Annotated in this window: 23 protein-coding genes; 11 read left to right on the plus strand and 12 right to left on the minus strand. The window is 59.2% G+C overall.

What is annotated here, in order from left to right; all coding sequences use genetic code 11:
* The 4 genes from V5E99_RS29025 to V5E99_RS29040 form a co-directional block, all read right to left on the minus strand.
* Positions 1–821: S-type pyocin domain-containing protein (locus tag V5E99_RS29025; protein WP_499805864.1), on the minus strand; the 821-nt coding region annotated here is incomplete at its 3' end.
* A 329-nt stretch (positions 822–1,150) separates the two neighbouring features.
* A complete protein-coding gene (locus V5E99_RS29030; RefSeq protein WP_499805865.1) occupies positions 1,151–2,461 on the minus strand; it encodes a c-type cytochrome in 1,311 nt (436 codons plus the stop codon).
* A gap of 6 nt (positions 2,462–2,467) precedes the next feature.
* Positions 2,468–4,252 (minus strand): GMC family oxidoreductase, encoded by a 1,785-nt coding sequence (locus V5E99_RS29035; RefSeq protein WP_499805866.1) that lies wholly within the window; start codon positions 4,250–4,252, stop codon positions 2,468–2,470.
* Positions 4,253–4,254: 2 nt separating this feature from the next.
* Complete coding sequence (locus V5E99_RS29040) at positions 4,255–4,995, minus strand: gluconate 2-dehydrogenase subunit 3 family protein (protein ID WP_499805868.1); 741 nt, start codon at positions 4,993–4,995, stop codon at positions 4,255–4,257.
* Positions 4,996–5,369: 374 nt separating this feature from the next.
* Between V5E99_RS29040 and V5E99_RS29045 the strand changes: the two genes are divergently transcribed.
* Entirely contained in the window at positions 5,370–5,948 is a 579-nt protein-coding gene (locus V5E99_RS29045; RefSeq protein WP_499805870.1) for a phosphatase domain-containing protein, read from the plus strand.
* A gap of 160 nt (positions 5,949–6,108) precedes the next feature.
* On the opposite strand, the gene V5E99_RS29050 is transcribed toward V5E99_RS29045, so the two are convergent.
* Together V5E99_RS29050 and prlC are read right to left on the minus strand one after the other, a co-directional pair.
* Entirely contained in the window at positions 6,109–6,396 is a 288-nt protein-coding gene (locus V5E99_RS29050) for a YheV family putative zinc ribbon protein (protein ID WP_499805872.1), read from the minus strand.
* Positions 6,393–8,471, minus strand: a complete 2,079-nt coding sequence (prlC, locus tag V5E99_RS29055) for an oligopeptidase A (protein ID WP_499805873.1) — start codon at positions 8,469–8,471, stop codon at positions 6,393–6,395. The genes V5E99_RS29050 and prlC overlap by 4 nt, the downstream gene beginning before the upstream one ends.
* Positions 8,472–8,533: 62 nt before the next feature.
* Here prlC and V5E99_RS29060 point away from each other — a divergent pair, with 62 nt between their 5' ends.
* The 3 genes from V5E99_RS29060 (at position 8,534) to V5E99_RS29070 (ending at position 10,401) form a co-directional block, all read left to right on the plus strand.
* Entirely contained in the window at positions 8,534–9,079 is a 546-nt protein-coding gene (locus tag V5E99_RS29060) for a gamma carbonic anhydrase family protein (protein ID WP_499805875.1), read from the plus strand.
* 28 nt (positions 9,080–9,107) lie between these two features.
* Positions 9,108–9,758, plus strand: coding sequence for an HAD family hydrolase (locus tag V5E99_RS29065; RefSeq protein WP_499805877.1), 651 nt, complete (start codon positions 9,108–9,110; stop codon positions 9,756–9,758).
* A gap of 184 nt (positions 9,759–9,942) precedes the next feature.
* Positions 9,943–10,401, plus strand: a complete 459-nt coding sequence (locus V5E99_RS29070) for an REP-associated tyrosine transposase (protein WP_499805878.1) — start codon at positions 9,943–9,945, stop codon at positions 10,399–10,401.
* 99 nt (positions 10,402–10,500) lie between these two features.
* On the opposite strand, the gene V5E99_RS29075 is transcribed toward V5E99_RS29070, so the two are convergent.
* Positions 10,501–11,550, minus strand: a complete 1,050-nt coding sequence (locus V5E99_RS29075; RefSeq protein ID WP_499805880.1) for an aminopeptidase — start codon at positions 11,548–11,550, stop codon at positions 10,501–10,503.
* Between the two features lie 102 nt (positions 11,551–11,652).
* Here V5E99_RS29075 and V5E99_RS29080 point away from each other — a divergent pair, with 102 nt between their 5' ends.
* Positions 11,653–12,075, plus strand: a complete 423-nt coding sequence (locus tag V5E99_RS29080; protein ID WP_499805882.1) for a PA0061/PA0062 family lipoprotein — start codon at positions 11,653–11,655, stop codon at positions 12,073–12,075.
* Positions 12,076–12,115: 40 nt separating this feature from the next.
* Positions 12,116–12,535: a PA0061/PA0062 family lipoprotein gene (locus V5E99_RS29085; protein ID WP_499805884.1), complete on the plus strand. Its 420-nt coding sequence runs from the start codon at positions 12,116–12,118 to the stop codon at positions 12,533–12,535.
* Positions 12,536–12,541: 6 nt separating this feature from the next.
* Here the strand turns inward: V5E99_RS29085 and V5E99_RS29090 are convergent, their stop codons facing one another.
* Both V5E99_RS29090 and V5E99_RS29095 read right to left on the minus strand, forming a co-directional pair.
* Positions 12,542–12,781, minus strand: coding sequence for a DUF1161 domain-containing protein (locus V5E99_RS29090; RefSeq protein ID WP_499805886.1), 240 nt, complete (start codon positions 12,779–12,781; stop codon positions 12,542–12,544).
* A gap of 187 nt (positions 12,782–12,968) precedes the next feature.
* On the minus strand, positions 12,969–13,394 hold the full coding sequence (locus V5E99_RS29095; protein WP_499805911.1) for an OsmC family protein: 426 nt from the start codon (positions 13,392–13,394) through the stop codon (positions 12,969–12,971).
* A 247-nt stretch (positions 13,395–13,641) separates the two neighbouring features.
* On the opposite strand from V5E99_RS29095, the gene V5E99_RS29100 reads away from it, so the two are divergent.
* Complete coding sequence (locus V5E99_RS29100) at positions 13,642–14,643, plus strand: LLM class flavin-dependent oxidoreductase (RefSeq protein ID WP_499805888.1); 1,002 nt, start codon at positions 13,642–13,644, stop codon at positions 14,641–14,643.
* 64 nt (positions 14,644–14,707) lie between these two features.
* Here the strand turns inward: V5E99_RS29100 and V5E99_RS29105 are convergent, their stop codons facing one another.
* Complete coding sequence (locus V5E99_RS29105) at positions 14,708–14,926, minus strand: DUF1161 domain-containing protein (protein ID WP_499805890.1); 219 nt, start codon at positions 14,924–14,926, stop codon at positions 14,708–14,710.
* Between the two features lie 122 nt (positions 14,927–15,048).
* A complete protein-coding gene (locus tag V5E99_RS29110; RefSeq protein WP_499805892.1) occupies positions 15,049–15,264 on the minus strand; it encodes a dodecin in 216 nt (71 codons plus the stop codon).
* A 157-nt stretch (positions 15,265–15,421) separates the two neighbouring features.
* Here V5E99_RS29110 and V5E99_RS29115 point away from each other — a divergent pair, with 157 nt between their 5' ends.
* Positions 15,422–15,748: an ElaB/YgaM/YqjD family protein gene (locus tag V5E99_RS29115; RefSeq protein ID WP_201195924.1), complete on the plus strand. Its 327-nt coding sequence runs from the start codon at positions 15,422–15,424 to the stop codon at positions 15,746–15,748.
* Here the strand turns inward: V5E99_RS29115 and V5E99_RS29120 are convergent.
* Positions 15,745–16,638 (minus strand): LysR family transcriptional regulator, encoded by an 894-nt coding sequence (locus V5E99_RS29120; protein ID WP_499805894.1) that lies wholly within the window; start codon positions 16,636–16,638, stop codon positions 15,745–15,747. The genes V5E99_RS29115 and V5E99_RS29120 overlap by 4 nt on opposite strands.
* Before the next feature lie 112 nt (positions 16,639–16,750).
* On the opposite strand from V5E99_RS29120, the gene trpB reads away from it, so the two are divergent.
* The 3 genes from trpB (at position 16,751) to V5E99_RS29135 (ending at position 19,360) form a co-directional block, all read left to right on the plus strand.
* Entirely contained in the window at positions 16,751–17,971 is a 1,221-nt protein-coding gene (gene trpB / locus V5E99_RS29125; protein WP_499805896.1) for a tryptophan synthase subunit beta, read from the plus strand.
* The gene (gene trpA, locus V5E99_RS29130; RefSeq protein ID WP_499805898.1) at positions 17,971–18,783 is read left to right on the plus strand and encodes a tryptophan synthase subunit alpha; all 813 of its coding nucleotides are present in this window, start codon (positions 17,971–17,973) and stop codon (positions 18,781–18,783) included. Before trpB ends, trpA begins: the two co-directional genes overlap by 1 nt.
* A gap of 121 nt (positions 18,784–18,904) precedes the next feature.
* On the plus strand, positions 18,905–19,360 hold the full coding sequence (locus V5E99_RS29135; RefSeq protein WP_499805900.1) for an anti-virulence regulator CigR family protein: 456 nt from the start codon (positions 18,905–18,907) through the stop codon (positions 19,358–19,360).
* Positions 19,361–19,370 lie beyond the last annotated feature (10 nt).

Here is a 19,370-nt window from a genome sequence, read left to right on the forward strand (position 1 = left end):
TTAGGCGGCGAATGATAACCATGGTCACCTGAAACACTCAGCGAAATGTAAATCGGCTGAATACCGGCGTCACTAAACTTGATGATTGCGTCGTGGTAGTCGGGTGGGTGCTTCGGGTTGACGAGTATCTTATTGGCCTGTTCGGTCGGCGGATAAACCCACACAGGCGGCAACTGCGGCGCGCCTTCCAGTGCAGGAATCCCTAACACCCCGTCGGGGCTTGCCGCTGGCGTCCAGGTGAGCCCAATTCCGTTACCGATATCAGCAACGAATTTGTCACCGTCTTTCTTGCCCTCGATGACCGGGACCGTTTCCCAGTCCTTTTTGCCACCCGTGTAAAACCCGTAAACGTTGACCGAGCCATTCGGCAAGGTCTTGGCATTGACACGGACACGCGTACGGCCTGCATCAAGGGTTGCGTATTGATCGTTCGTGTAGAAGGCACTGTCTGGTGAAATGCGGGTGTTCGGCATCAGTAACGCAACGGTGCCCAATGCGGCGCCAGCGGCAACAACGGGCGATCCTTGCCGCAAAGTGAGGGCAAGTGTGCCGCCCAGACGTTGAGCAATTGCACTGCCAGTAGCAGACCCACCGACCAGTCGCAGTGGCGTGCCTTGGGCGGTGATGGCTGCCCCGGTCCCAAGCACAGCCCACATTCCGTAGTCGGCCAGTTTCTCGACGGGCACAAATCCGGCGGGGTTGTTGTGATTGATGACGCCGTCCGGGAGGTTGCAGCTCTTGGCGAACACACAGCCGAAAGTTGGAGTATTCGCCGCAGGTGTTGTTGAGGCTAGGTTCCGTCTGGCCTCATCACGAGCCAATCCTTGTTCATACCGAAGGGTGTCTGCCTGTTGACGACGGATATCCTCCTGGGTGGGTTTTCGGGCTCTACAAATGGGGCAGCCACACATGCAACGTGTCCATTCTTCGATGAAAAAAACACCCTAACGGAGGGTTCAAAGACTGGCTGTAGGAAGGCTCCCTAAAACAATAAGGAATATTCCCTAAGTTCCTTTTCATTACGGGGGGAAGGATGACAGGTTGGTGTCGGTGCTGCGAGGTGGAAGAGGCGTGGATATAAAAACGCCTCGATACTGGTTTTTATATGCAGTAGCGAGGCGTTATTCATGTGGCTATTGCTGCTGGGCGATCAGTTCTTTTGAGTGACCTGGCCCAGATCATTGCCCGAGGTGGTTTTCATATCATCTTTGCGCAGATCGGCCACGGTGCTCGCCTTCACAGGCTCGCCCTTATTGCCCCAACTGCTGCGAATAAAACTGACCACATCCGCCACTTCCTGATCCGACAAGCGCCAGGCAAAGCCCGGCATCGTGAACGTGGACGGTGCCGTGTGAGTGGCGGGCAAGGTGCCGCCCTTCAACACAATGTGAATCAGCGACGTCGGGTCCTGCGACTGCAACACCGGATTACCCGCCAGCGCCGGGAACACCCGCGTATAGCCATGCCCGTCGGTGCGGTGGCAGGCCGCGCAGTTGTCGATGTACACCGACGCCCCCGGCTGGCTGTCGTCACCCTTCCACAGCGCTTGGGCGACTTGCTTGTCGTACTGGTGCGGCTGGTCGTTGGGGTCATTGGCCGGCAGGGATTTGAGGTAACGGGCAATCGCCGTCAGGTCGGCGTCGGTCATGTACTGCAGGCTGTGGGTGACCACATCGCTCATGCCGCCGAACACCGCACTGCGGTCGCTGCGCCCGGTCTTGAGGAATTGCACCAGTTGTTCCTCGCTCCAACTGCCGAGGCCGTCCTTGTAATCGCCGCGCAGGCTTTTCGCGATCCAGCCTTCCAGCGGCGCGCTGCCTGACAGAAAAGTGCTGCCTTCGCCGGCATTCAGGGATTTTTCCTGCATGGTCAGGGCACGGGGCGTATGGCACGCGCCGCAATGTCCGAGGCCTTCCACCAGATAAGCCCCACGGCTGACGACCGCATCGGCGCCGGGCGCCGCCTGGTAATCCGCCACGGCCGGGGCAAACAGCCAGCGCCAGCCCATGAGCGGCCAGCGCATGCTCAACGGCCAGGGAATGTCGCTGGCCTTGTTCTCTTGGGCGACCGGCGCCACCCCGTGCATGAAGTAGGCGTACAAGGCCTGCATGTCCGGTTCGGTGACGCTGGCGTAGGACGGATACGGCATCGCCGGGTACAACGTACTACCGTTTTTGGCGACACCGTGGCGTACGGCTTTGTCGAAGTCTTCGAAGCTGTAGTCGCCGAGGCCGGTTTTATCCGGGGTGATGTTGGTGGAGTAGATCGTCCCGATCGGCGTTTCCATCGGCAGGCCGCCAGCGAACGGCTTGCCGTCCTTGGCCGTATGGCAAGCGACGCAGTCCCCGGCACGGGCCAGGTATTCGCCTTGTTTGATCAAGTTTTGATCAACCTCGGCGGCATTGATCGAGGCGCTGCCGAGCAGGGCGAACGTTGCGATAACGAGTGCTTTCATGGTCATCGCTCCTTAAGCCTGAACCAGCGGGCCGGGGTTTTTCAGGTATTGCTCGCGGATCGCCCGGGCCGACCAATAGGTCAACGCCGCCACCAGGCCTGTAGGGTTGTAGCCCAAGCCTTGTGGGAAAGCGGAAGCGCCAGGCACGAAGACGTTGTGCACATCCCAGCTCTGCAAGTAACGGTTCAGGGCGCTGGTTTTCGGGTCGGTGCCCATGATCGCGCCACCGTTGAGGTGGGTGGTCTGGTACGACGCGGTGTTGAAGTGGTCGCCGACCTTCTTGCCGATCACGGCGATGGCTTTGGGGCCCATCGCTTCGGCGATCTTGCCCATTTTCTCGACCATGAAGCGGTTCATCTTGATGTCGTTTTCCTGCCAGTCGAACGTCATCCGCAGCAGCGGCAAGCCGTAGGAATCGCGGTACACCGGGTCGAGATCCAGGTAGTTGCCACGGTAGGACTGATGCGCGCCGTGGGCGTCCATCGACACCTGGTGAGTGTAGTAATCGGCGGTGGCGCGTTTCCAGGCACTGCCCCAGGCCGGAGTGCCCGGCGGGTTGGACGTCCCGGCAATCGGCCGGCTGCCGGCCTGGTTGACCCACATCGGCGAGCCGCCGACGAAGCCATGGGGCCCGTGGTCGAAGTTGTCGGCGTTGAAGTCATCGATCGCCACGCCGTTGCCGCCGGCACCGATGAAGTTGTTGGTGTGGGTGTCCTTGTCGAAGAACGCCTTGATGGTGGCCATGTTCTGGTAGGCGAAATTCTTGCCGACCACCCCTTCACCGCTGATCGGGTCGTAAGGCTTGCCGATACCCGAGAGCAACATCAATCGCACGTTATGGAACTGGAACGCGCCGAGGATCACCAGATCCGCCGGTTGCTCGATTTCCCGGCCCTGGCCATCGATGTAGGTCACGCCGGTGGCTTTGGTCTTGGTGCTGTCGAGGTTGACCCGCAGCACATGGGAATTGGCCCGCAACTCGAAATTCGGCAGCGGTTTGAGCGCCGGCAGAATGTTCACGTTGGGCGAGGCCTTGGAATACATGTAGCAGACATAGCCGCTGCAAAAACCGCAGAAGTTGCATGGACCCATCTGCGCGCCGTAGGGATTGGTGTACGGGCCTGAGGTATTGGCCGACGGCAGGTTGTAGGGTTTGTAACCCACGGCGGTGGCCGCTTTCTGAAACAGCTGTGCGGAAACCGTGTTTTTCTGGGATTCCAGCGGGAAGTGGCTGGAGCGATCCGGCGCGTAAGGGTTGCCACCCTTGCCTTCACCGACCAACTGACCGTTCACCGTCCAGGCCTGGCCCGACGTGCCGAACACCTTCTCGGCGTAATCGAAAAACGGTTCCAGCTCTTCATAGCTGACGCCGAAGTCCTGGATGGTCATGTCCTTGGGAATAAAGCTTTTGCCGTAGCGTTCTTCGTAGTGGCTGCGCATCCGCAACTCGATCGGATCGACCCGAAAGTGCACGCCGGACCAATGCAGCCCCGCGCCGCCCACGCCGTTACCGGGCAGGAACGCGCCGAGTTGGCGGTTCGGCAGGGCGATGTCATTCACGCTATGGCGAATGGTTACGGTCTCTTTGGAGATGTCCTGAAAGAGTTTTTTACGCACGCTGTAGGTGAGTTCGTCGATCACCTGAGGATAGTTGCCGTCAGGGTAAGTGTCCTGCATCGGTCCGCGCTCCAGCGCCAACACGTTCAGGCCCGCTTCTGTCAGCTCTTTGGCCATGATTGCGCCGGTCCAGCCAAAACCGACGATCACTGCGTCGACCTTCTTCATCACTGTGGCCATGTTTATGCCCTCTCGCCGCGAATCGATACTGCCGGGAAGGGGTATTGCTCGTTGCGTTCCACCCAATCCATGAAATCGGCGCGGGCGCCGGGGAAGCCGATCATGGTCCAGCCGACCAGGCCTTTGTTGCCACCGTGGATCGGGTCGCAGAAGAACCCTTCCTTGGTGTTTTGCAGCAGCAGGTTGAAGAAAATTTTCGCTGGGACGCTGTCGAATTCAGGCTTTCCGGCTTCAAGTTGCTTCAGCAAGTCGTCTCGGGTAGCGCTGTCTTGGTCAGCAAATACTTTACCGTTGACGGTTTTCGACCAGGCATCCGTGGCGGCAATGCCCAGGCGATAGATCTCTTTGGGCACCAGTTTGCTCTGCCAGCCCATTTCCGCCGGGGCGTCGGCATTGAACGGGCCTTGCATGAACCACAAGGCGCCAGCGGCGTACGGGGTGTTCATTTGGCGGTCGATGTATTCCGGCACGCCGGCTTCCAGTGCGCCGGGCCCTTGGGCGTCGTTCGGGATCAACTGCGCGACGGCAGCCTTGATGAACGTCCATTCTTCGGCGGTGAAGTAGGTCGGTTCATAGAGGCTGGTGCTGACGGGGGTTTTGCCGGGCGCGGACGGTGCCGGTTCAGGTGCGGCGAGCAGGACGGAGCTGCCTAGCGCGGTGCTGGCGACGGTGACCACCGGGATCAAGGTCAGGGATTTGCGCAAAAACTCACGCCGCGGGTTGTCTCGATCTTGATCAGACATGGGGGGTGCACCTCATCAGGCATTGATGGTTTTTTAGCCATTTCGGCGAACGGCTTTTCGTTTTGGCAGGAATACAGGCGTTCGGCGTTGAGTGAAATCGCTGCACATCTGCAAACTTTGGTAACAAATGGTAGCAGGCTAAGTATCAGGGTGAAGCGATTCAGCTTAAATAAACCGCGCTTTACGACGAAAGAAGCCCTAAGGGCCGTGATTCACGATTCTTTGACAGTGGGCTCACAGGCCTTTGACTGCTCAAGGTTGAAGCTGGCGCTATTAATCCGCTTCTTCCGGTACGGTCGCCCAGCATGTTTAAAACCCGTCTTGTCCCTGCGATATGTCTGTCGTTGGTAGCCTTTTTCAATGTGTCGCTGGTTATGGCTGACGACGCGGCACCCGCACGGCCCGCAGAATGGGCGCAGTCGGTGGAGGCCAAATACAACCTTTACCAAATGTCCCCAACGCTCTACCGCAGTGCATTGCCGGACAGCGGAGCTGTACCGCTGCTGGAAAAACTCAAGGTCGGCACTGTCATCAACTTCCTGCCTGAGTCGGACAAGAGCTGGTTGTCCACGCCGGGTATCAACCAGGTCCAGTTGCCCTACCGCACCAATCACGTGGATGACGCGCAGGTACTCACCGCCCTTCGCGCCATTCAGACCGCCGAGGCCAAAGGCCCGGTGCTGATGCATTGCAAACACGGCTCTGACCGCACTGGCCTGATGGCGGCGATGTATCGGGTGGTGGTGCAGGGTTGGAGCAAGGAAGACGCCTTGAATGAAATGACCCAAGGCGGTTTTGGCGACAGTACCCACTTTAAAGACGGCGTTCGCTACATGATGCAGGCGGATGTCGACAAACTGCGTACGGCACTGGCCAATGGCGATTGCAGCACGAGCCCGTTTGCCATGTGCTCGATGAAGAGCTGGTTCAAGTCGGCCAACGTCGAGAAATAGTCAATTGGAGTGCCGCAATCCTTGTGGGAGCGAGCCCGCTCGCGATAGCGGTATACCATTCAACATTTGATGCTGACTGTTAAAACGCTATCGGGAGCAAGCTCGCACACAATAGGCGTACCACCTTCCACACCGTTGCAGCATGGAAGGTGGTGATGACTCAGTGCTGCTCGTCAGGCTTTTTCTTCAATTTCGGGTTCGGGAAGAATTGCACGGCCTGAACCTTGGCGTCCGGCACTTTCAGCGCCGAAACGTTGACCCGCGTACCCAATTCCTTGGGCACCGACAGACCTTGTTCATTGAGCGTGTCGGAATAACCGCAGGCCACGCACTCTCGGTGCGGGACCTCGTCTTCGTTCCACATCATCAATTTGTCCGGTTCGCTGCACGCCGGGCAGACCGCCCCGGCGATAAAGCGTCGTTTAGTAATCACAGTTCCCTCACTCATGCTGCTGCGTCCTCACTCAGGCCGCTGTGGCGCAAGAGTGCGTCAATCGATGGCTCGCGGCCACGGAAGTCGACGAACAACACCATCGGCTCCTGAGAACCGCCGCGCGCCAGGATGGCTTCGCGGAAGGCGCGGCCGGTCTCGGCATTGAGCACGCCGTCTTCTTCGAACTTGGAGAAGGCATCGGCAGACAGCACTTCAGCCCATTTGTAGCTGTAGTAACCCGCCGCGTAACCGCCGGCAAAGATGTGGGCGAAGCTGTTCGGGAAGCGGTTGTAGGCGGGCGGACGCATGACCGACACCTCGTCGCGCACGCCTTCAAGCACCTGCGCCACGCTGCGACCGTCACCGTGGGTCGCGTGTAGTTCGAAGTCGAACAGCGAGAACTCCAGTTGGCGCACCATCATCAGGCCGGACTGGAAGTTTTTCGCCGCGAGCATTTTGCCCAGCAGATCTTGCGGCAGCGGCTCGCCCGTTTCGTAGTGACCGGAAATCAGCGCCAGACCTTCCGGCTCCCAGCACCAGTTTTCCATGAACTGGCTCGGTAACTCGACCGCATCCCAGGCCACGCCGTTGATGCCGGACACGCCGGCATGCTCGACGCGGGTCAGCAGGTGATGCAGGCCATGGCCGAATTCGTGGAACAGGGTGGTGACTTCGTCGTGGGTCAGCAGCGCAGGCTTGCCGCTGTCAGCCGGGGTGAAGTTGCACACCAGGTTGGCCACCGGGCTTTGCAACACGCCGTCAATGGTGCGACGACGGTCGCGGGCGCCGTCCATCCACGCGCCGCCGCGCTTGTTGGCGCGGGCGTAGAGGTCGAAGAAGAAGCGGCCGACGTGTTGACCGTTTTCCTTGATTTCAAATAGACGAACATCCGGGTGCCAGGTGTCGAAGCCTTTCTGCTCGGCGATTTCGATGCCGTACAGACGCTGGACGATGGCGAACAGGCCGCCGAGCACTTTGTCGATCGGGAAGTAGGCGCGCAGGGCTTCCTGGGCGACGCTGTAACGCTGCTCGCGAAGTTTTTCGCCGTAGAAACCGCTGTCCCAGCTTTGCAGGTCCGGGCAGCCTTGTTCGGCGGCGAAGGCCTTGAGCTGTTCCAGGTCCTGGGCGGCGAACGGTTTGCTGCGCTTGGCGAGGTCACGCAGGAAGCTGAGTACCTGATCGCTGGATTCGGCCATTTTGGTGGCCAGGCTCAGTTCCGAGAAACTGGCGAAACCCAAGAGTTTTGCAAGCTCCTGACGCAGGTCGAGGATTTCTTCCATCACCGGGCCGTTATCGTTCTGACCGGCGTTCGGGCCCTGGTCCGACGCACGGGTGCAGTAGGCGGCGTAGACTTCTTCGCGCAGCGCACGGTCGTGGGCGTAGGTCATCACCGCGTAGTAGCTCGGGAATTCCAGGGTGATCAGGAAGCCGTCCAGGCCTTTGGCCTGTGCAGCGGCGGCCATTTGCGCCTTGGCCGAATCGGTCAGGCCGGCGAGGGCGGCTTCGTCGGTGACGTGTTTGGTCCAGGCCTGAGTCGCGTCGAGCAATTGGTTGGAAAAGCGGCTGCCCAGTTCCGACAGCTTGCTTTGCACTTCGGCGTAACGCTGCTGTTCGGCTTCCGGCAGGTCGATACCCGACAGGCGGAAGTCACGCAGCGAATGTTCGAGGATGGTTTTTTGCGCGACGTCGAAACCGGCGGCTTCGGGGCTGTTGGCCAGGGCTTCGAAGGCCTGGAACAGCTCACGGTTCTGGCCCAGTTCGGTGGAGTAGGCGCTCAACGCCGGCAGGCAGGACTCGTAGGCTTCACGCAATTCGGCGCTGTTGCACACGGCATTCAGGTGGCTGACCGGGCTCCAGGCTGCGCCCAGGCGATCGTTGAGTTCGTCCATCGCCAGCACCAGGCCGGCCCAGGTCGGTTGTTTGCCCTGGGTTTTGAGGATCTCGATAATGGCGGCGCGGTTGTCAGCCAGGATCTGTTCAATGGCCGGTTGCACGTGTTCGGCACGGATCGCCGAGAACGGCGGCAGGTCGTAGGACTGCAAAAGTGGATTGTTCACGCTCACGGTTGGCACCTTGGCTGGAAGAAACATGCGGCCATCTTAATTACAATCGACGCTCACCGCAGCTATCAGCGACAGAGAGAGAACCTATCGTGACCCTTCGCAAGTATCTGAACCACACGCCGCTACTGGGCAAAGGCGCTTTTGTCGACGGCTCGGCGGTGGTGATCGGCGACGTCGAAATCGGCGATGACAGCTCCGTCTGGCCGCTGACGGTGATTCGCGGCGACATGCACCGCATCCGCATCGGTGCGCGCACCAGCGTCCAGGATGGCTGTGTGCTGCACATCACCCACGCCGGCCCGTTCAATCCCGATGGTTTTCCGTGCCTGATTGGTGACGACGTAACCATCGCCCATAAAGTCATGCTCCACGGTTGCTCGGTGGGCAGCCGGGTGTTGATTGGCATGGGCAGCATTGTCATGGACGGTGCGGTGGTCGAGGACGATGTGATCATCGGTGCTGGCAGCCTAGTACCGCCGGGCAAGCGATTGGAGAGCGGTTTTCTCTATGTCGGCAGCCCGGTGAAACAGATCCGGCCGCTGACTGACAAGGAAAACGCCTTTTTCACCTACAGCGCAGCGAACTACGTGAAGCTCAAGGACCTGCATCTGGCCGAAGGCTACGACCAGCTCTGAACCGTCCTACCACTGTCCAGGAATTTTCATGCATTACCAAACCGTACTGTTCGATCTCGATGGCACCCTGACCGACCCGCGTGAGGGGATTACCCGCTCGATCCAGTTCGCCCTGGCCAAACTGGGCATCGATGAACCCGACCTGACCAAGCTCGAACACTTCATCGGCCCGCCGTTGTTGCAGGCCTTCATGCAGTTCTACGACTTCGACGAGCCCAAGGCCTGGGAAGCGGTGAATTTCTATCGCGAGCGTTTCAAAGTCACCGGGTTGTATGAAAACCTTGTGTTCGATGGTGTGACGCCTCTGCTGGAAACCCTGAGTGGGCAAGGACGGCAGCTGTACATCGCCACCTCCAAGCCCTGGGTGTTCGCCCGTGAAATCGCCCGCCACTTCGACTTCGCCAAGCACTTCAAAGTGATTTATGGCAGTGAACTGGATGGTACGCGGACCAATAAAGTGGAGCTGATCGCCCATCTGATCGCCGAAGAAGGTCTCGATCCAGCCAACACCCTGATGATCGGTGACCGCAAACACGATCTGATCGGTGCGCGCAGCAACGGACTGGATGCCGCCGCAGTGGGTTACGGGTTTGGCAGTCACGAAGAGCTGAGCGCCGAAGCGCCGGCGTATCACTTTGAGACGCTGGAAGAGATGCATCAGGCGTTTTTACGGCGTTGATCAGTACGCCTTCGCGGGCAAGCCTCGCTCCTACAAGGGTTCATTGCATCGTCATATGCGTCGTAGGAGCGAGGCTCGCCCGCGAAGGCGTCCTCCCAGACACATCCTGAGCAACAGTTTTGAGTCGAATCCTTCCTTATCGTCCTAGCCTTAAAACTGAGGCTACGATCAAGGAGGATCACCATTGCCAGAGCTCAAACATGCTCATCGATTGCGTACAGGACGATATTCGGAGTCTGGGCAGATTTACCTGCTGACGGCTGTAGTTCTCAATCGAGAGCCTTTGTTTCGTGACTTCAAGTACGGGCGTTTGGTGGTAGATGCTTTGAGAACGGCTGAGCGAGAAGAGTTTGCGACGTCGTTAGCCTGGGTCGTTATGCCTGATCATTTTCATTGGCTGATCGAGTTGCAGAACACTCAGTTGCCTAAGTTGATGGCTCGTACCAAATCACGCGTCGCGGTTACGCTCAATCGCTCGATTGGACGTCAAGGTCCGGTTTGGCAGCATGGTTATCACGACCGTGCTCTTCGTAGCGAGGAGGACCTTCAGGCGGTTGCCCGATACATCGTCGCCAATCCGCTACGTGCGGGATTGGTCGAGAAGGTAGGGGATTATCCATTGTGGGATGCGATTTGGTTGTGATGTTCTAAGACGCCTTCGCGGGCAAGCCTCGCTCCTACTGGGGATATGCAGATGTAATGAACCTCTGTAGGAGCGAGGCTTGCCCGCGAAGAGGTCGGATCAGCCGCCACGACTCTCCAATCCTGCCAACGATTTCAACACCGCCTTACGCTCATCAACCGGCAACCCACCCAGCTTCTCCACCGCCGCATAGAACCTCACCCAATCCCCACCTTCCTGCTTGAACAGCGTCGCAAACGCCGGCACCCATTGGTCATACAAACCAAACGGCAGCAGCTTCGCGTTGTTCATCGGTGCATTGATCCACGCGTCATAACGTTTATCCCCGGCCCAGACGCTGTCGCGCATCTTCCGGTAGTCGCTGCGCAGCCGTTCGAATTCTGCGGCTTTGCGTTGACGCATTTGTTCGGCGGGCAGGGGTTGGGCGTAGAGCCGTTCAAGTCGCGTGCGGGTGTTCAGAACCAGTTGAGTGAACTGGTCGCGCTGCTGCATCAGTGTGCCGTTGTCCGGCGCGAGCCCACGGCTGGCGCGCCATTGGCGGGTGCCTTCCTGCTCGACAAACGTGGCGAAGGATTCGTTGAACTCGGTGTCGTCCTTCACATAAAAGCGTTGATGCGCCAGTTCATGAAAGATCAGCGTGGCCAGCCGTTCATCGCCCCAGTTCATCATCGAGCTGATGATCGGGTCGTTGAACCAGCCCAAGGTCGAGTAGGCCTCGACGCCGCCAATCGACACGTCCATGCCATTAAGGCGCTGCACGGCCGTTTCGCCCCGCGCCGCACCCTGGCTGTAGTAGCCGCGATAGGCGACGCAACCGGCGATGGGGAAGCAATGGGTGTGCGGCTTCAGGGAAAACTCCGGCGTGGCGAAGACATTCCACACGACATAGGGCCGGCCAATGTCGGCGTACAGGCGATAGCTCTGGTTGTCCGGCAAGTGCAATTGCTCGCTGGCGAATTGCCGGGCCTTTTGCGATTGGGCCAGGTGCGCCCGCAGTTGCGGATCACGCCCGGGATCGGCAATCACTTGGGCAACCGGCTCCCGGGCCCGCAGCAATTGCAGCTGACCGCTGGCCAATTGGCCGTAGTAGCTGACGCTGGCGCAACCGTTGAGCAACAAAAACAACACACCCGGAAACAAAACGCGCAAAACGCGATCAAGTAACCCAAGGCTTGGACGCGGCCTGATCACAATAAAAACATCCCTGGAGAGTCTGCCCACAAGACTATCCCGCCAGACTGGAGCTCCGCTATGCGCAAGTTGATGCTGACAGGAGGCCTGCTGACGCTGGCCGGTTGTGCCGGGTTTGGAATGCCCGACCCGGACCCGTCACAAGCCTGGATCGACCTGGCTTCGAAACAGCAAGACAGTGCCCTGCAAGCACTGAAAGTCGATGACAAGGCCGCCACCGACAAACGATTCTTTGAAGTGCAGCCCGGCAGCCATGAATTGAAGGTGCGCTACCAGTTTGCGGTGCAGCCCACCAACATCGGCCCGGACAGTGAGCCGCTATGGCGCGATTGCCAGTTGAGTGTGAAATTCAAGGATTTCAACGCCGGTGAGCGCTATCAACTGCAGGCAGGGAATATCGGTTTCCGGCCGTGGGCCAAACTCTATGATCAGCAGCGAAAAGTCATTGGCCACGGCACACCGGCAGGCTGCCAACGCACGTGATCGGCGTTATGCTGAATGACCAATCATCGGGACATTCATCATGCGCAGGTTGTTGCTGTTGCTCACCGCAAGCGCCATTTCCGGTTGCCTGAGCCCGCTGCCGGCAGTGGACCCACAAATGGCCTGGGTCGACATGTCGACGCCGACCCCCGGTGGCAAATTAATGATGGCTGAACGCCTGGATAACCAGCGATTGAGGGACGGGCGTTTCTTTCAAGTCACCCCAGGCAGTCATGAGTTACGAGTGCGTTTCGACTTTGAGGTGTTCAGCGGCGGTTTTGGAATGATGAACGATCCCGCCGAGCGCCTCTGCTACCTGACCATCCGTTACGACCATTTCGAGGCTGGCCAGCGTTATACGCTTGAAGGGCGCTCCCTGGCGTTCACCCCCAGCGCCCGGCTGTATAACGCCAAGCGCGAGATCGTGGCCGAAGACCGGGAGGTCAACTGCATTATCTGAAGCCAATCAACGATCGTTTTTTTGGTAGATGACCGCTTTGGTGCCGTTCTCGCAGGTACCAACGACCATTGCGGCGTCGTGCTGGGCTGCTTCTTCCTTGGTGACTATCTCCAAGGTGTAGGAGGGCACCGCGTTGGCCTGGATTTTTATTTCAATCTCTTTCTTGAGTTCTTCGCAGTCTTTGGTCGCGGCCAGGGCCGAAGTCGCCAACGCACCACAGATAACCGCCAAGACAAAACGTTTCATATTGAAGCTCCCTTGAGGCAGTGCGCATGTCTATGCGCTGAAGCTGCTGTGGTGGATTCGACCACAGTTTGCCCTGCGGGGTTTTGTGCTGAGACAAAAAAGATCGCAGGCTACGCCAGCTCCTACAGGAATCGAATAAACCCGTAGGAGCTGCCGAAGGCTGCGATCTGTTCGCTTCGACGCCGATTTAGCTGACCAGCGTGGCCTCCAGGCTGATCTTGGCATTCAGCACCTTGGAAACCGGGCAGCCTTCCTTGGCTTTGTTACTCAGCTCTTCAAACTGCGCCTGAGTGGCCCCGGGGATTTTTGCCTTGAGGATCAGTTTCACCGCCGTGATCGCAAACCCGCCATCCACCTGATCCAGGGTTACCTCGGCGTTGGTGTCGATGCTCTCGGCCGTGAGGCCGGCATCGCCGAGGATCATCGAAAACGCCATGGAGAAACATCCCGCGTGGGCCGCGCCGATCAGCTCCTCCGGATTGGTGCCTTTACCGCCCTCGAAACGGGCCTTGAAGCCGTAGGGCGCTTCTCTGAGTACGCCGGTTTCCGTGGAAATCGAACCGATGCCGGTTTTCAGATCGCCTGCCCAATGAGCCGATGCTTTCTTCGTGATAGCCATGTCTGCCTCCTCAAGATCCGGCGCGAACCGTCGCGCCTTCGTGGTTTTCGCTTGGTAAGGGTTCTGAGGATAGAAGACTTGGCAAAGTTCACCCTGTCGGATCAAACCGCTTATCTGGTAGGCAAATTCACCACTGCTATTGAAACTCGGGTATATGCCCTCATTGCATAGGGAACGCTTTTAGACTCGGCAGGTTTTCGTTCGTGAGAAAAACCTGCGACCCCATTGGAGAAGCAGGTTTATGAAACGACTTTCCGATATCAAGTTCTCGACCCTCGACCTGGTGCCCGTGCGCGAGAACGGCAGCGCGGCCCAGTCGCTGCGTAATTCCCTGGACCTGGCGCAGCACGTCGAAAAATTCGGCTACAACCGCTTTTGGGTCGCCGAACACCACAACATGGACGGTATCGCCAGTTCCGCGACCTCGGTGTTGCTCGGTTATCTGGCCGGGGGCACCTCGACCATTCGCGTCGGTTCCGGCGGTGTCATGCTGCCCAACCACGCGCCGTTGGTGATCGCCGAGCAGTTCGGCACCCTCGAAAGTCTGTACCCCGGCCGCATCGACCTGGGCCTGGGGCGCGCGCCGGGTTCCGATCAAATGACTGCCCGCGCATTGCGCCGTGAACGCTCGGGCAGCGCCGATGATTTCCCGGAAGACGTTGCAGAACTGATGCGCTATCTCGGCCCACGCACGCCGGACCAGCGGATTATCGCAATGCCGGGAACGGGCACCAATGTCCCGGTCTGGTTACTCGGTTCCAGTCTGTTCAGCGCCCAACTGGCCGGTGAACGCGGTTTGCCCTACGCCTTCGCCTCGCATTTCGCACCGCGTTTCATGCACGAGGCGATTCGCGTCTACCGCAATCACTTCAAGCCTTCGGCGGTGTTGGATAAGCCTTACGTGATGCTCGGCGTGCCGCTGGTGGCCGCTGATACCGACGAACAGGCCGATTACCTGGCGACGTCGGTGTACCAGCGAATTCTCGCGCTGATGCGTGGCCAGAGCCTGGTGCAGCGTCCGCCAGTGAAAACCATGGACGGGTTGTGGCTGCCCCATGAGAAAGAAGCGGTGGGCGATTTCCTTGGCCTGGCCATGGTCGGCAGCCCGCAGAAAATCCGCGCCAAACTGGAAGTGTTGATCGAGCAGACACAGGCCGATGAGCTGATTTTTACCAGCGACCTGTACGAACACGCCGATCGCGTGCATTCCTACGAGTTGCTGGCGCAGGTCATGAAGGGCTGATGCTGGAAAGACGCGCATAAAAAAGCCGACGCCATTGCGTCGGCTTTTTCATTCTTGAGGACAATCAGCCTCTTTTGTAAACGATTTCCTTGGAGCCTTTTTCACAGGTTCCGACGACTTTTCCGCCTGCGCCTTTATCGGCGATTTCCAGTGAGTAACCAGCAACGCCTTTGGCATCCAGTTTCGCGGCGATTTCGGCTTTCAGCTCTTCGCACGACTTGCCGTCAGCAAAGGCTGTTCCTGCAAGGCTCAACAAACCTACTGCCAAAATAAACTTCTTCATCGGTCGCATTCCCTGGTCGGATCAATAGGGGCACCCGGCAATCAGCCAGGTGCACACATGTAGCGCTTTGCCATTCCCTATGGCACTCGGCCAGCGCGCAAGTTCAGAAGACTAGCTCAAACTCAGCTACTGGCAATCCGGAACCCGACTTTGAGTGTCACCTGGAAGTGGGCAGCCTTGCCGTCCTTGATGTGGCCGCGGGTCTCGGTCACTTCGAACCATTCCAGGTGCTTGAGGCTTTTGCTGGCTTCGGCCAGTGCGTTGTTGATGGCATCTTCAATGCTGGTGGGGGACGAGCCGACCAGCTCGACTTTCTTGTAGGTGTGATGGTCAGACATGGCGTTCTCCTTGGGGTATGAAATACAGCCTAGCAGTGATTTTTCGTATTACTTCTGTCGACCAATCCGACACCGAAGTTCAGATTTTCTGCACTTTCTCAAACCCGTGAAGTCCCAACCAACACACGCTACTCATCATCAATGAAGGAGAGCCACCATGGCCAACACCTCTTTACGCAAAGCCTCATTGCAAAGCATGGAAGCCGAGATCGAGAGTCTTCTCAAGTCGCTGGAAAACCTGAAGGACGACGCCTCGGACGAGTCGCGTAAAACCCTCAAGGCGCTGAAAAGCAACGCCGAGAGCGCGCTGAAGCATTCGCGTCACCTGCTCGCCGATGCGTATGAAGAAGTGAAAGTGAAAACCCGCGAAACCGGGATCGCGACCCGGGACTACGCCCAGGAACACCCTTGGACTACCGCCGGTGTGGCTGTGGGTGCGCTGGGTTTGCTCGCGGCTTATCTGCTGTGCAAACGCGGCGACTAATCCGCTTGGCGCAGCTCGTTCTTGAGCCACTGCGCCAATTGCCGAGCGCGCCCGTCCGCGGCGCGCTTGGGTAGCCACAACGCCAGTTGCGCCGGGGTTTCACTGAAACCCCAGGGCGCAACCAAGCGACCGGCCTTCAAGTCCTCGGCCACCAGCGGCTCGGGGGCAATCGCCACACCCAGCCCCGCCACTGCCGCTTCCAGCAAATAATACAAATGCTCGAAACCCTGTCCGTACTTCAACGCTTTGGCGTCGAGGCGGCTTTGCTGTGCCCAGCTCGGCCAGGCCTGCGGGCGCGAGGTGGTGTGCAATAGCGGTTCGTTCAACAGTTCACTGGCCGGCGCTTGTTGCAGTCGTTCGTAGCCGGCAAAGCGAGGGCTTATGACCGGGCCGATGCGTTCGCTGGCCAGTTCGTAGACTTGCATGTCCGCCGGCCATGGCGGCTCGGCAAACACCAGCAACGCGTCGAGTCCCGGGCGGCGCGGATCGAGATCACCTTCACCGGCCGACAGATGCAGGCGCAGGTCCGGCAGGTCCGCATTCAGCCGTCCCAGGCGCGGAATGAACCAGCGCGCGAGCAAACTGCCGGAGCAGCCGAGCACGAACGGCGCATCGGCGGTGCTTTGGGTCAGTTCGGCGCAGACCGTGCGCAATCGCTCAAACGCTTCAGTGCTGGCATCGCGCAAACGAACGCCGGCATCTGTGAGTTTAAGGCCACGTCCATCCTTAACGAACAGGCTGACGCCAAGGTGTTCTTCAAGGGCCTTGAGCTGACGGCTGACCGCGCCGTGAGTGACGTGCAGCTGTTCGGCAGCCTGACTGACGCTGTTCAGACGGGCGGTGGCTTCGAAGGCGCGAAGGGCGTTCAGCGGGGGGAGGTCGTGGCTCATGGGATCTGTGAGTTTTCCTGACAGGTTGCGGCGATCTTATCGGTTTTCAGCGCGCAACGTCAGGGGTAGAGTGAGCGTCATTGTCATCTCACGAATCCAACTGGAGCGACCCATGACCCAGACTAATTTGCGCAACGGCCCCGATGCCAACGGCCTGTTTGGCTCGTTCGGCGGCCGTTACGTCGCTGAAACCCTGATGCCGTTGATTCTCGACCTGGCCCGTGAATATGAACTGGCGAAGGAAGATCCTGCATTCAAAGAAGAATTGGCCTACTTCCAGCGCGACTATGTCGGTCGTCCAAGTCCGCTTTATTACGCCGAACGCCTGACCGAATTCTGCGGCGGCGCGAAGATTTACCTCAAGCGCGAAGAGCTGAACCACACCGGCGCGCACAAGATCAACAACTGCATCGGCCAGATTCTGCTGGCGCGGCGCATGGGTAAAAAACGCATCATCGCCGAGACCGGCGCCGGCATGCACGGTGTGGCGACCGCCACCGTGGCCGCGCGTTTTGGCCTGGACTGCGTGATCTACATGGGCACCACCGACATCGAACGTCAGCAGGCCAACGTGTTCCGCATGAAGTTGCTGGGCGCCGAAGTGATCCCGGTGGTGGCCGGCACCGGCACCCTGAAAGACGCGATGAACGAAGCCCTGCGTGACTGGGTGACCAACGTTGAAGACACCTTCTACCTGATCGGCACCGTGGCCGGTCCGCACCCTTACCCGGCCATGGTGCGTGACTTCCAATCCGTGATCGGCAAGGAAACCCGCACTCAATTGCAAGACCAGGAAGGCCGCCTGCCGGACAGCCTGGTGGCGTGCATCGGTGGTGGTTCCAACGCCATGGGCCTGTTCCACCCGTTCCTTGACGACAAGAGCGTCGAGATCATCGGCGTCGAAGCCGCCGGTTACGGTATCGAAACCGGCAAGCACGCGGCCAGCCTGAACGGCGGCGTACCGGGTGTGTTGCACGGCAACCGTACCTTCCTGTTGCAGGACGACGACGGCCAGATCATCGATGCGCACTCGATTTCCGCTGGCCTCGACTATCCGGGCATCGGCCCTGAACACGCCTGGTTGCATGACATCGGCCGCGTCCAGTACACCTCGGTGACCGACGACGAAGCCCTTGATGCGTTCCACAAATGCTGCCGCCTCGAAGGAATTATTCCTGCGCTGGAAAGTGCCCACGCCTTGGCCGAAGTGTTCAAACGCGCACCGAAGCTGCCGAAAGATCACTTGATGGTGGTCAACCTGTCCGGCCGTGGCGACAAAGACATGCAAACCGTGATGCACCACATGGAACAATCCAAGCAGGAGAAACACTGATGAGCCGCCTGCAAACGCGTTTTGCCGAACTCAAGGAACAGAATCGCGCCGCCCTGGTGACCTTCGTCACCGCTGGCGACCCGAGCTATGACACTTCCCTGGCGATCCTCAAAGGCTTGCCCGGCGCTGGCGCCGACGTGATCGAGTTGGGCATGCCCTTCACCGACCCGATGGCCGATGGCCCGGCGATCCAGTTGGCCAACATCCGTGCCCTGGGCGCCAAGCAGAACCTGGCGAAAACCCTGCAAATGGTCCGCGAGTTCCGTGAAGGCAACACCGAGACACCGCTGGTGTTGATGGGGTACTTCAACCCGATCCACATGTACGGCGTACCGCGTTTCATCGCCGATGCGAAAGAGGCCGGCGTTGATGGTCTGATCGTTGTCGATTTGCCGCCGGAACATAACGGCGAACTGTGCGACCCGGCGCAGGCTGCGGGCCTGGACTTCATTCGTCTGACCACACCGACCACTGACGATGTGCGCCTGCCAACCGTTTTGAACGGCAGCTCGGGTTTCGTCTATTACGTATCCGTGGCCGGTGTGACCGGTGCGGGCGCGGCGACGCTGGAGCACGTTGAAGAAGCGGTTGCGCGTCTGCGTCGTCACACCGACCTGCCGATCAGCATCGGTTTTGGCATCCGTACACCGGAGCAAGCGGCGGCCATCGCGCGTCTGGCGGACGGTGTGGTGGTGGGTTCGGCACTGATCGATCACATCGCCAACGCTTCGACGCCGGAGCAAGCAATCGATGGTGTGCTCAGTCTTTGCGCCGCGTTGGCCGAAGGCGTGCGTCAGGCACGGGTCAGCTGAAGGTAAAGTTCTTGATACAGAGGAATTAGCGCCTCGCCGCACAGACTAAATAGCAAGACCGAGGGCTTCAGGACTACGTTCTGAGGCCCTTTTTGCTGTATGTGCAGTGAGGAAACCCCCGATGAAAATGCCGAAACGTCTGATTGCCAGCCTGGGCGTGTTGATGCTGAGCGCGACCCCGTTGCTGCACGCCAGCGCCGATCAGCGCGACGATCACGACCACGGCGGCCCGCAGCAGGGCCAATACGATAACCATGGCGACAATCGTGGCGATGACCACCGTGGCCCGCAGGACAACCATCGCGGCGGCCCGCCACGGGACTTTGGCCCGGTGCGCCAGACCATTCATGACAATCACGGTTACTTCGTGCGCGGTGCGCCACCACCTCCAGGCATTCATCTGGAGCGTGGCCGGCCGTTGCCGCACGGTTATTACGGCGAGCGCCTGGATAACCGCGCCTTGGGTCGGTTGCCGCAGTATCAGGGTTACGAATGGCGCCGGGCCGGTGGCGACATTGTGTTGATCGCGGTGGGGACCGGGATCGTTTATGAGATTTTGGATAACGTGTTGAATTAAGGGGTTTGCC

The sequence above is a fragment of the Janthinobacterium sp. LPB2021202312-11-4 genome (assembly GCF_037049705.1).
Taxonomy (GTDB): domain Bacteria; phylum Pseudomonadota; class Gammaproteobacteria; order Pseudomonadales; family Pseudomonadaceae; genus Aquipseudomonas.

Excerpts from the sequence above, each read along its gene's own strand:
- V5E99_RS29085 (WP_499805884.1), top strand. The coding sequence starts at position 12,116 with ATGCGCAGGTTGTTGCTGTTGCTCACCGCAAGCGCCATTTCCGGTTGC.
- V5E99_RS29030 (WP_499805865.1), bottom strand. The coding sequence starts at position 2,461 with ATGACCATGAAAGCACTCGTTATCGCAACGTTCGCCCTGCTCGGCAGC.
- V5E99_RS29135 (WP_499805900.1), top strand. The coding sequence starts at position 18,905 with ATGAAAATGCCGAAACGTCTGATTGCCAGCCTGGGCGTGTTGATGCTG.
- trpA (WP_499805898.1), top strand. The coding sequence starts at position 17,971 with ATGAGCCGCCTGCAAACGCGTTTTGCCGAACTCAAGGAACAGAATCGC.
- V5E99_RS29120 (WP_499805894.1), bottom strand. The coding sequence starts at position 16,638 with ATGAGCCACGACCTCCCCCCGCTGAACGCCCTTCGCGCCTTCGAAGCC.
- V5E99_RS29115 (WP_201195924.1), top strand. The coding sequence starts at position 15,422 with ATGGCCAACACCTCTTTACGCAAAGCCTCATTGCAAAGCATGGAAGCC.
- V5E99_RS29050 (WP_499805872.1), bottom strand. The coding sequence starts at position 6,396 with ATGAGTGAGGGAACTGTGATTACTAAACGACGCTTTATCGCCGGGGCG.
- V5E99_RS29090 (WP_499805886.1), bottom strand. The coding sequence starts at position 12,781 with ATGAAACGTTTTGTCTTGGCGGTTATCTGTGGTGCGTTGGCGACTTCG.
- prlC (WP_499805873.1), bottom strand. The coding sequence starts at position 8,471 with ATGTTTCTTCCAGCCAAGGTGCCAACCGTGAGCGTGAACAATCCACTT.
- V5E99_RS29035 (WP_499805866.1), bottom strand. The coding sequence starts at position 4,252 with ATGGCCACAGTGATGAAGAAGGTCGACGCAGTGATCGTCGGTTTTGGC.
- trpB (WP_499805896.1), top strand. The coding sequence starts at position 16,751 with ATGACCCAGACTAATTTGCGCAACGGCCCCGATGCCAACGGCCTGTTT.
- V5E99_RS29045 (WP_499805870.1), top strand. The coding sequence starts at position 5,370 with ATGGCTGACGACGCGGCACCCGCACGGCCCGCAGAATGGGCGCAGTCG.
- V5E99_RS29105 (WP_499805890.1), bottom strand. The coding sequence starts at position 14,926 with ATGAAGAAGTTTATTTTGGCAGTAGGTTTGTTGAGCCTTGCAGGAACA.
- V5E99_RS29040 (WP_499805868.1), bottom strand. The coding sequence starts at position 4,995 with ATGTCTGATCAAGATCGAGACAACCCGCGGCGTGAGTTTTTGCGCAAA.
- V5E99_RS29100 (WP_499805888.1), top strand. The coding sequence starts at position 13,642 with ATGAAACGACTTTCCGATATCAAGTTCTCGACCCTCGACCTGGTGCCC.
- V5E99_RS29065 (WP_499805877.1), top strand. The coding sequence starts at position 9,108 with ATGCATTACCAAACCGTACTGTTCGATCTCGATGGCACCCTGACCGAC.
- V5E99_RS29110 (WP_499805892.1), bottom strand. The coding sequence starts at position 15,264 with ATGTCTGACCATCACACCTACAAGAAAGTCGAGCTGGTCGGCTCGTCC.
- V5E99_RS29080 (WP_499805882.1), top strand. The coding sequence starts at position 11,653 with ATGCGCAAGTTGATGCTGACAGGAGGCCTGCTGACGCTGGCCGGTTGT.